This is a genomic window from Vibrio thalassae (genome assembly GCF_900089835.1).
GTDB lineage: Bacteria > Pseudomonadota > Gammaproteobacteria > Enterobacterales > Vibrionaceae > Vibrio > Vibrio thalassae.
This window is the reverse complement of the sequence record NZ_OANU01000117.1, coordinates 31,650-40,975: the sequence shown is the minus strand read 5'-3', so window position 1 is coordinate 40,975 and position 9,326 is coordinate 31,650. Positions and strand designations below refer to the sequence as shown.

The following is a 9,326-nucleotide window of genomic DNA, read 5'->3' as shown; positions in this document are numbered from 1 at the left end:
GTAAAACGTAACTTTACTGGGAGAAAATTCTGGGCAAGAGGTTACTGTGTTAGCACAGTAGGACTCGATGAACAGATGATTCGTGAATACATACGTAATCAGGAGTCGGAAGAAAAACGCCAAGAGCAGTTGCGACTCTCGGGCTTATAAAACATAGCCCCTTCTAGGGGCTTTCATCATACTACCGGTTTCACCGGTAGTTTTGATTGCACCGCAACAGTTCCAACTCGCCTTAGTGGTGTCCATGATGGGATATTTGTGTGTCTGGGGAGTGGAGAAAGCAAAGTTCTCCACTACAGGGTCGATATTCCCGTCTCAATACTCAACGTTACGTAATCATTTAACTCTGGGGGTGCTTGTGTCTCATATTATCGTACTCGCAGGGAGTTAGTCCGCCTCTTCGCTTACTGGCTTTTTATTTGACTGCCACGCTTCGGGCTTTCTCGGCACTTCCTTGCGTTCATGCAATAGATGGCGAATTGACAATATAGGATGTGGCAGCAGCATTCGTGGACCAGCATAGACCATGACCGCTTTCATCTGAGCTTTCGGCTCAGGTTTGTAACAATGAATTGGGCATTTGTTGCACGTTGGTTTTGATTCACCATACGGACATCGATCAAGCTTGGTTTCAGCATAACCCAATAGCGCTTGGCAACTCTCGCACAACGTCTCACTTGAATGATGCTTTTTACAGTAGATACGCATCATCGCTTCAACGGTTCTAAACTCTGTTGCTAACGCCCCTTTAAGGATGTCACTCGCCATGTTGATGCCCTATCAACAGTTGAGAATCTATCTCAACATAATCATCAGCGGCTTGAATCAAGTTATTAGCCGTTAAAGAGCGAACCCCAACAACCGTCACTTTAGTGCCAAACCTCTGCTGAATACGTTCAACCAATACTTGGAAATCACCGTCTCCCGACACTAGCACGATCCGGTCAACACTGTTGGCGATTTCGTAGACATCCAGCGCCAAACCGACGTCCCAATCTCCTTTAGCACTGCCATCTAGTCGCTGAATAAAAGGTTTCAACAGAACATTAAAACCAATCCCTCTTAGAATATGATGAAACTGTCTTTGTTTCGGATCCACTGACGAAATCGCATAAGCTCTCGCTATTTCAATTCGGTAGTTATTGCTGAGTGTCGCCCACAGCGCGTTGTAGTCGAAACGGCGCCCAAACGCTTGTCGAGTGGTGTAGTAGACATTTTGAACATCTACAAAAATAGCTATTGATTCCATAGTAAACATCTTTATCCGTTTGTCGCCAATAATATCAGATATCGGCCTCGTTTAGTTTAGCAACAGAGAACTCAATGGCTAAACTTAACGTATGAACAGTCAGTATTGTAATTGGAAACATCGATGAAAAGCATTGGGATTATTACCTTATTCACTCTGATTGGCATTACGGCCTGCAAAGATTCGGACCACAGCTCTCGATATCCAAACGACAGCTATCACGGTATGTCTCATCGCAGCGTTATGTATTTTGCTCCAAGCCACGACGAAAAAGTAAAAGAATTTTTGTTAGGTGTCTTGACGAACGAGTGCGCTCTACAAGAGAGAGATGTGGTTACCTTGGTCATCACAGAAGATGGATTTTCCTTCCCTGGATGGGCAAAAGACATGTTCGATTATTCCGCGCTCATCAAAACGTACGGTATAAACCGAGACGAACATGCCGCAGTACTTATCGGCAAAGACGGCTCTGAAAAACTTCGTTGGGGGGCAGAGACAGATTGGAACTTGGTGACGAAAACGATTGATGCTATGCCGATGAGGCAAGCTGAAATGAAAAGAGCAGCCAGTCGCTGCTCCATCTAATCATGCGGTCAACTTGTCTCTTTTTGGGAAAGATGACTGCTTACCAAACTCGCTACCATGATAGCTAAATAGAAGCTTCCCGTTATTGATTCCAAGAACACAAAAAATTTGGGGATAGCCAGCACCGGAGAGATGTCACCATAACCAACAGTTGTCAGCGTGATAAAGCTGAAATAGATCACTTCAAACAGGTTGTCGAGCCAAGGCTTTGACTCTAATCCATTAAAAGGGGCCACAAATAACTCAAGCTGTATCAAATAGATGAACGCAAACGACAATCCAAAAAGAAGATAGACGCATATCGAACCGACAATTTGATTCAACGTTACTTTCCTTGGCATCATAACTTGCTTAAGTGCCGAAAATGTCTGAGCTAGTACGAAAAACAGCATAGCGAACATAGTAACGAGCGATAAGTCATAGTCTTCGAACACAGAAATACTGCCAGAAATCACGACCACCGTTATCATTACCGCATACCATGAGCGATAAAATGTCTGTTTACGATGAACGCCAACAATTGATGTACTCATGCAGAGTACAAGAAGCGCCAGTACGTAGTCTTGAGCGTCGTCTTTAAATTGATGAACGACAGCACTTAGGAAAAACAACACCAGCAGCGAACCCAATAAGAAAAAGAAATTGTCATCTTTGGTCATCAATTTCATGGCATCATGCCCTCTTCAAAGCAATTCTTTAGCAATTAAGTGCAGCAAGTGAGTTTCTCTCTCAATACTCATACCCTTTTTGTCACTTTCTGCGATGGTCTTCTCATTGAAGGCTATCGCTTCATGAATATTGATCCATACCGCCTTCATACCATTTTTAATTTCGTAATCTTCGTAAGAAGTGGTGCCTAACTCTCGATCAACTTTGCAGGAATAGTAGTAAGAAATCATATGCATAATATCCGCATCGTCCTTATACCAAGGGCGAAACTCTTCATAGATACCAAATGGTTTGATCGCATGGATATTTTTAGCACCCGTTTCTTCTTCCAGTTCTCTTACCATACCAGCAATGACATCTTCACCATCATCTAATCCACCACCAGGGAGTGAATAATCATGATAGCGCTCAGTAAATAGTAACAAAATATCTTCACCATCAACGGCTATAGCACGTGTAGCGTTACGCTTTATGATCTTCTTATCGTCTAGGTGTTTTATATCTGGGTGAACCGCTGTCGTAATTTGTCTCACGTTTGACCTACTAACCAAGTGAATAATGCGAGAAGTCTATCACAAAATTCAGCTTACACTTAGACACAGTTTTCTGCCTAGCAATTAAGCGACTAACATTAATGAACGCTGTATTATTGCTCCCTCGCTTAAAGGGATCTTAAGCAACTAATATTATAAATTCGTTTGCCAAGCTCCTGTTACATTATGAAATTTAAAAAATCGTTAGCCTATTTATCACTCGTTATTATGATTCCGCACAGTTATGCGAATAGTGAATCGTCACCAATCGAGCATCCTCATTCTACCGTTTCACAACAAGACTTCTTACAACAAGCGATTGCACAAGATCAGCGACTATCCAATTCCGAATTCAACACGACGCAATCGGAGCAACTAAACAGCCTTGGCTATCGGTCTATGTCTTCCAATAGCAGCTTTGAAGAATTACGGATATTAGGCGAAGCTGACAGCCCAACCAATTTTTACGATTCGCCATATCGAATTTCTCTTTTTGACCCACAAAATGGCGAAGATAGTGAAAGACTCTGGTCTCAAACCAAATCGATTTTTGCTTATGGTGTTGGTGTCGCTGGCGTGCTAGCTCTGATGCCAGAATCCATTACCAACTGGGAAAAAAGTGATATCAAGCTGATGAATAAATGGTTGGACAATGTAAGATCTGGTCCTGTATGGGACCGTGACGATCATGTTATCAACTACATTGGACACCCTTATTTTGGAGGCGTTTACTATCAAGCGGCTCGTAAATCAGGTTATCGGCAGTGGGATGCGTTTATGTACTCCACGTTGATGTCCACTTTTTATTGGGAATATGGCATTGAAGCCTTTGCTGAAATTCCATCGATTCAAGACTTAGTTGTGACCCCTACCCTTGGTTGGGTCTATGGAGAATGGGCTTTTAACAAAGAGAAGGAAATACGGTTAAGGGGCGGCACTGTATGGGGTTCTGACACACTGGGCTCGACCGCTCTGTTCTTTCTAGATCCTGTTGACAGCCTAGGTCGCGGTGTTAACAACATTGCGGGCAGAGAAATTGTCAAAGCCGGAACGGGGTTTGTTGGCGTCCATTCAAATGTATTACGAAATGGTGATATTGAAACCAAATATCAAATGCAAGTTAACTACGCATTTGGCGCAGGCGAAACCGATGACAGCCTCAAACGTAGACAAAGAAAAAGCTATCACCAATACACTGATGACCCAGTAACTTATGGAATCGTGGGTATCAGCGCTGGGTTTGCGTACCCACAATTAGACGAAGCACGCAATCTTAAAAATGGTTTTGCTCCTGCTTTCACATTGGGCTTGTATTTCACAGAGAGTTTATCGACTCGTCTTGGCTATATGCAAGGTAACTATGAATCGACAGTGAGCAATGAAAAACATGTTTACGAAAATTATAGCTTGGATGTTCAGTATTACTTTATGCCGGGCAGCGCTTTCAAACCTTATCTAAACGCTGGTGTTGGTGAAGCCATGCTTGATAAAGATAGAGAGACGAAAAAGCTGCAATGGAATATAGGAACTGGCGTTCACTACTCTTTGAATGCCAATTGGTCGTTACAAGCCGATTGGAAGTACGCTTATCATCGCAATTCAGGCGCTCGTGATCAGCTTTGGGGCACGAGGCTTATTTACCGCTTTGGTGAAGGCAACAAGTATATTTAATCAAGGGTGTATAAAAGGTGAGTCGAGGCTCAGCTTTGTAAACGCTGACGCGCTTGTAGGAATTTTGGGAGTCACAGTACAACCGAGCCATATTTCGCATAAAATGTTGAATAATTTGACCAAATCAAAACACTTTTCTTTCGAAATCTCCTACACTTAACTCAAAGCGTGAATTCCAACTAGGAGAAAGAATGAGAAAGTTACAATGGGTGATTGGCGCAATGGCAATAGGTATTTTATCTGGCTGTGCCAGTGAGCCAGATAAATACGATGTAGATGAAATTACAGTGGAAAGTGATCCTGCTTACGTTTACTGCGTTGAGCAAGGTCATAAGCTAGAAAGATTCACCGAAGGTGGCAAGCGTGTACCTTACTGTGTTCTGTCGAAAAACGAACGTTATACAGTATGGGACTACTACGAGAATCGTACTAAAGAGCAAGAACAACAGTAGTTGTTGCTTTAAGCCATTCCATAAGAAAGCCAGAGAAGCTCAATTTCTCTGGCTTTTAGATTGATGACCGGATTATTTTTCTGGCTTATTTTGACAGTGCTCAATCGCCGTTTTCATCAGATCTAGTGCCGATTTTTCACATGGAGGTAATGCCGCATCACTCGTACCGACGGGCGTAACTCTATCACCCCACTTAATATGACCAGCACCCCAAGTAAGGCCCGCTCCAAATGCAGCAAGTAGAAGATCATCACCCGGTTTAACTCGACCTTGCTCCATCGCTTCACACAACGCAATTGGCACCGTGGCTGCTGATGTGTTTCCATAGTTCTGGATATTAACGAACGCTTTGTCTTGATCGATACCAGACAAGTCACACAAGGTTTGAATAATTCGAATATTTGCTTGGTGCGGAATCACTACATCAATATCTTCTTTGGTAAGATTAGAACGAGAAAGTACGGTGTTCGCCGCTGCGCCCATACCTTTTACAGCACGCTTGAAGATCTCTTTACCAATGAAATTGAATTCAAAGTAACCGTTGTCCGCAGCAAAGCGTTGCATCGATGTGCCAAACTCAGGCACAGCGAGAATATCGCGACCTTTCGCATCACACCCAATTTGCGCATCTTGCAGACCTACTTTGCTCTCTGTACGAGACAGGACTGCGGCACCCGCGCCATCTCCAAATAAAACGGCGGTGTCACGTTCGCTCCAGTCGATGAAGAAGGATAAACGCTCTGCTCCGATTACGATGGCATTACGGTAATTACCAGATTGAATCAGCTTAGTCGCGGTTTCTAGACCATAAACGAATCCCGTACAGGCGGCATTCAAATCAAACGCAGCTGCGGATGGAACACCTAAGTTTTGTTGAACACGCGATGCAGTGTTAGGAATAAGTGAATCTGGAGAACAAGTTGCGACGATAATAAGGTCAACTTCATCCGCAGTAATACCGGCGCATGCCATAGCATGTTTAGCAGCAACCGTAGCCATTTCAGAAGTATTTACATGGCTGATGCGACGATTTTCTATGCCAGTACGGGATCTAATCCACTCATCCGATGTTTCCATAATAGTGCTAAGATCGTAATTAGATAATATCGCTGGTGGAAGGCACTTACCCCAACCAGTAATTTCGGCGTAAAATGTTGTCATTCTGTACCTATTTTTTTATAGTTTTCATCAATCGAGATAGACAAATATTATCAATAAATACGCTCTAATAAGCGTCGATAATAACTTATCTATCCCGACTCTAAGAGCTTCGAGTATACTCATAATCTAGGGCTCAAAGAAGCCTAAATTACAAATTCAATTCACGGTTGGGAGAGACCATGTCGACTATTAATACACGTTGCCCGTCATGCAATGGACTAAATCGTTTACCAGCAGCAAGAGTTACAGAATCACCAAAATGTGGTCGCTGCAAAGCATTACTTTTAGACGGAAGCCCTATTGAAGGAACTGAAGAGAATTTTTCTGTCCTCCTCAATAGTACGCAACCTATCGTTATCGATTTCTGGGCCACGTGGTGCAACCCGTGCGTAGGGTTTGCCCCCGTCTTTCAGCAAGCCGCCGAAGAGCGCACCGGTGCAGTCCGATTCGTTAAAATTGACACTGAACAGCAACAACAGCTCGCAGCACAATTCCAAATCCGGAGTATTCCGACCATTATGGTGTTCAAAAACGGCCAACGTATGGACATGATTAATGGCGCATTACCGAAAGGACAATTTGACCAATGGCTAAATCAAGCCATCAACAAATGATCAACGTAGGGCGCAAACGCGCTCTACCTTTCATCGTTTAGCTGCATGACCTGCTTACGATAGGCGCTAGGCGAACAACCCACGTGCTTTGTGAATCGATGCGTAAAGTTAAATGGGTCTCGATAGCCTAGGCGCTCAGCTATCATTACAATAGACCAGTCATTATTTCTTAGTAAGTCACACGCTTTTTCCATACGTAAATTGATTAAACGCGCTCGAGGCGAAACGTTATAGAGCTGCTTGCAGATACGCGCTAACTGCTCTTCACTCAAAAATGTCTTATTCGCCATTGTTTTTACCGTCCATGGCAAATGAAGTTGCCCTTCTATTTGACTAAATAAGGCTTGTACCCGAACCGTAGAATCTGTAGGTTGGCTTTCAAACCCGGTGATGATTCTACATACTTCACCCACCAATAACTTGCGATAGCTGGTCCTGCCACCAATCTCTAAGTACAACAGTGTCATTAGCGCCCAAATGCGTTCACAACCATGAAACGGCAACACTTTTTGGCCAAGATCAGACAAAGCCTGCCACCTCGGTCTGTCTTTAGGTAAAAACCAGATCATTCGCCAATGTTTATACTGAGGATTAATCTCAAACCTATATGGCGTGTGTGCTGGTAAAACAACAATAGAATACGGTTCAATGGCCTTAACATATTCCTCCGTAATGAGCACCCCTCCACCTTCAATAGTAAACAAAATAGTGTGAACGTCGATCCCCTTCCGCTCGACATGATAGCCATCAATCAGGTTCGCCATCCCGGCCATAAAAATATCCTCGGGGACAAACTCTGGAATATCACTTGACGAAAGAAAGCGCTCTTCGCATGCGTCCGATAAAAAGACTTCATCTATCCATTGGGACTTGATGCTAAATTCATCAATGACGGATTCGCACAGGTTTTGTCTATTTTTGAACATGGTTTTGGCGTTCCAATTTTCTTATATTAGCCCCGTTTATATGATTCCAATCACACTTTTCAGGAGGGCTGTTATGACAACGAAAACCTATATTAAGTCATCTAATCAGGCTTCTCAAAACCATCTGCTCTCTTCTGTGGTAAAGCTTGGTTTTCCGGTCGCAATTCAAAGTGCATTGGTCGCTATTTTAGCGCTCGCTGATGTTCTTATGGTTAGCGATTTTGGTAAGGAAGCAACCGCAGCGGTAGGTATTGCCTCTAAATGGCATTTTGTTGCCATTATGATCATGGCAGGTATGGCATCGGCGAACGGTGTGTTGGTTGCACAATACTGGGGTAGAAACGATAAACGAAGCGCTAAAACCATCACACAGCTTTCCATGGAGTTTGGCGCTAAACTATTGGTTCCTGTAACGCTAGGGATTACGCTGTTTTCTAGCTTCATCATGATGCTACAAACAAACGACGCGACCGTCATTGAACTAGGGGCTACCTACTTATGGTACGCTTTTCCTGTGCTTATCCTAACTCACATCGTGATCGTAGCAGAGTCAGCAATGCGCTCATCTGGTGACGCTGTCACACCTCTTCTCCTTGGTGCAATAACCATCTTTATCAATATTGCGCTTAATTTTTGGCTGATCAAAGGAGGGATGGGTGTCCCACCGATGGGCGTAGCTGGTGCGGCATTGGCGACGACGATTTCTCGACTATGCCAAGTAGTTTTCATCTGGGCCTATCTTAATTATCGCAATCACTGGCTACTGATTGAGACCAAACTAGAGAATAGCGAACGACTATGGGGCTCTTATAAAAAGCTCGCGGTCCCGACGACCTTGAATGCGATCTTGTGGGCAATGGGCACACTCATGTATCAAGTGATCTTTGGTCATATGGGCACAACTGAGCTAGCAGTCTTTAGCATGATGGGACCATTTGAGTCATTATGTTATTCGTTATTTTTCGGAATCTCGGTCGCCTGCTCTGTACTACTCGGGCAATCTTTAGGCAGAGACGAATTTGAACAGGCATTCAATATGTCTAAATTCTTTATCAAAGCAGTGTTTCTATTTGGCCTTGCCACAGGTGTCATATTGCTATTTGGACGAGAAGTTATTTTAGAGTGGTTAAACCTAACCACCGAAGAACTCTATCCTCTGGCGGCACCCGCCATGTTTATTCTGTGTTGTGCGATTTGGTTACGCATGCTGAACCTAATTATTATCAACGGGATTTTGCGCGCTGGTGGCGATAATAAGTTCTGTTTAAGAATGGACTTTATTGCTATGTGGACAGTGGGACTGCCACTAACCGCCACAGCAGCGTTTATATTCGGTCTTGAATTCCAAGTGGTTTACGCCTGCATGCTGTTTGAAGAAGTCATCAAATTTGGGCTGTGTTTCCATCGTTATTTAAAACGTTATTGGATGAACAACTTAACCGTTGTCAACGCGTAGCGTCCGTTCT

General features: G+C 43.5%; 12 protein-coding genes. 6 read left to right on the top strand and 6 right to left on the bottom strand.

Annotation, left to right across the window (positions count from 1 at the left end; all coding sequences use genetic code 11):
* The coding region (locus tag VTH8203_RS20215; RefSeq protein ID WP_208617716.1) for a transposase at positions 1–150 on the top strand (150 nt) is incomplete at its 5' end.
* Positions 151–387: 237 nt separating this feature from the next.
* Here VTH8203_RS20215 and VTH8203_RS20210 read toward each other — a convergent pair.
* Positions 388–768: a nitrous oxide-stimulated promoter family protein gene (locus VTH8203_RS20210; RefSeq protein WP_096995275.1), complete on the bottom strand. Its 381-nt coding sequence runs from the start codon at positions 766–768 to the stop codon at positions 388–390.
* Positions 758–1,249 (bottom strand): LabA-like NYN domain-containing protein, encoded by a 492-nt coding sequence (locus VTH8203_RS20205; RefSeq protein ID WP_096995274.1) that lies wholly within the window; start codon positions 1,247–1,249, stop codon positions 758–760. Before VTH8203_RS20205 ends, VTH8203_RS20210 begins: the two co-directional genes overlap by 11 nt.
* 123 nt (positions 1,250–1,372) lie before the next feature.
* On the opposite strand from VTH8203_RS20205, the gene VTH8203_RS20200 reads away from it, so the two are divergent.
* Positions 1,373–1,834, top strand: coding sequence for a DUF4174 domain-containing protein (locus VTH8203_RS20200; protein ID WP_096995273.1), 462 nt, complete (start codon positions 1,373–1,375; stop codon positions 1,832–1,834).
* An 8-nt stretch (positions 1,835–1,842) separates the two neighbouring features.
* Here VTH8203_RS20200 and VTH8203_RS20195 read toward each other — a convergent pair whose 3' ends face one another.
* Both VTH8203_RS20195 and VTH8203_RS20190 read right to left on the bottom strand, forming a co-directional pair.
* Positions 1,843–2,502, bottom strand: coding sequence for a potassium channel family protein (locus VTH8203_RS20195; RefSeq protein WP_096995272.1), 660 nt, complete (start codon positions 2,500–2,502; stop codon positions 1,843–1,845).
* A gap of 15 nt (positions 2,503–2,517) precedes the next feature.
* Positions 2,518–3,036, bottom strand: a complete 519-nt coding sequence (locus VTH8203_RS20190) for an NUDIX hydrolase (RefSeq protein WP_096995271.1) — start codon at positions 3,034–3,036, stop codon at positions 2,518–2,520.
* A gap of 186 nt (positions 3,037–3,222) precedes the next feature.
* Here VTH8203_RS20190 and VTH8203_RS20185 point away from each other — a divergent pair, with 186 nt between their 5' ends.
* On the top strand, positions 3,223–4,707 hold the full coding sequence (locus tag VTH8203_RS20185) for a DUF3943 domain-containing protein (RefSeq protein WP_096995270.1): 1,485 nt from the start codon (positions 3,223–3,225) through the stop codon (positions 4,705–4,707).
* 191 nt (positions 4,708–4,898) lie between these two features.
* Positions 4,899–5,159, top strand: coding sequence for a putative hemolysin (locus VTH8203_RS20180; RefSeq protein ID WP_096995269.1), 261 nt, complete (start codon positions 4,899–4,901; stop codon positions 5,157–5,159).
* Positions 5,160–5,231: 72 nt separating this feature from the next.
* Here the strand turns inward: VTH8203_RS20180 and VTH8203_RS20175 are convergent, their stop codons facing one another.
* Positions 5,232–6,320 (bottom strand): ketoacyl-ACP synthase III, encoded by a 1,089-nt coding sequence (locus tag VTH8203_RS20175; protein WP_096995268.1) that lies wholly within the window; start codon positions 6,318–6,320, stop codon positions 5,232–5,234.
* A 179-nt stretch (positions 6,321–6,499) separates the two neighbouring features.
* On the opposite strand from VTH8203_RS20175, the gene trxC reads away from it, so the two are divergent.
* The gene (gene trxC / locus VTH8203_RS20170) at positions 6,500–6,934 is read left to right on the top strand and encodes a thioredoxin TrxC (protein WP_096995267.1); all 435 of its coding nucleotides are present in this window, start codon (positions 6,500–6,502) and stop codon (positions 6,932–6,934) included.
* Between the two features lie 23 nt (positions 6,935–6,957).
* On the opposite strand, the gene VTH8203_RS20165 is transcribed toward trxC, so the two are convergent.
* Positions 6,958–7,860 (bottom strand): helix-turn-helix transcriptional regulator, encoded by a 903-nt coding sequence (locus VTH8203_RS20165; protein WP_096995266.1) that lies wholly within the window; start codon positions 7,858–7,860, stop codon positions 6,958–6,960.
* A gap of 73 nt (positions 7,861–7,933) precedes the next feature.
* On the opposite strand from VTH8203_RS20165, the gene VTH8203_RS20160 reads away from it, so the two are divergent.
* Entirely contained in the window at positions 7,934–9,316 is a 1,383-nt protein-coding gene (locus VTH8203_RS20160; protein ID WP_096995265.1) for an MATE family efflux transporter, read from the top strand.
* Positions 9,317–9,326: the final 10 nt, after the last annotated feature.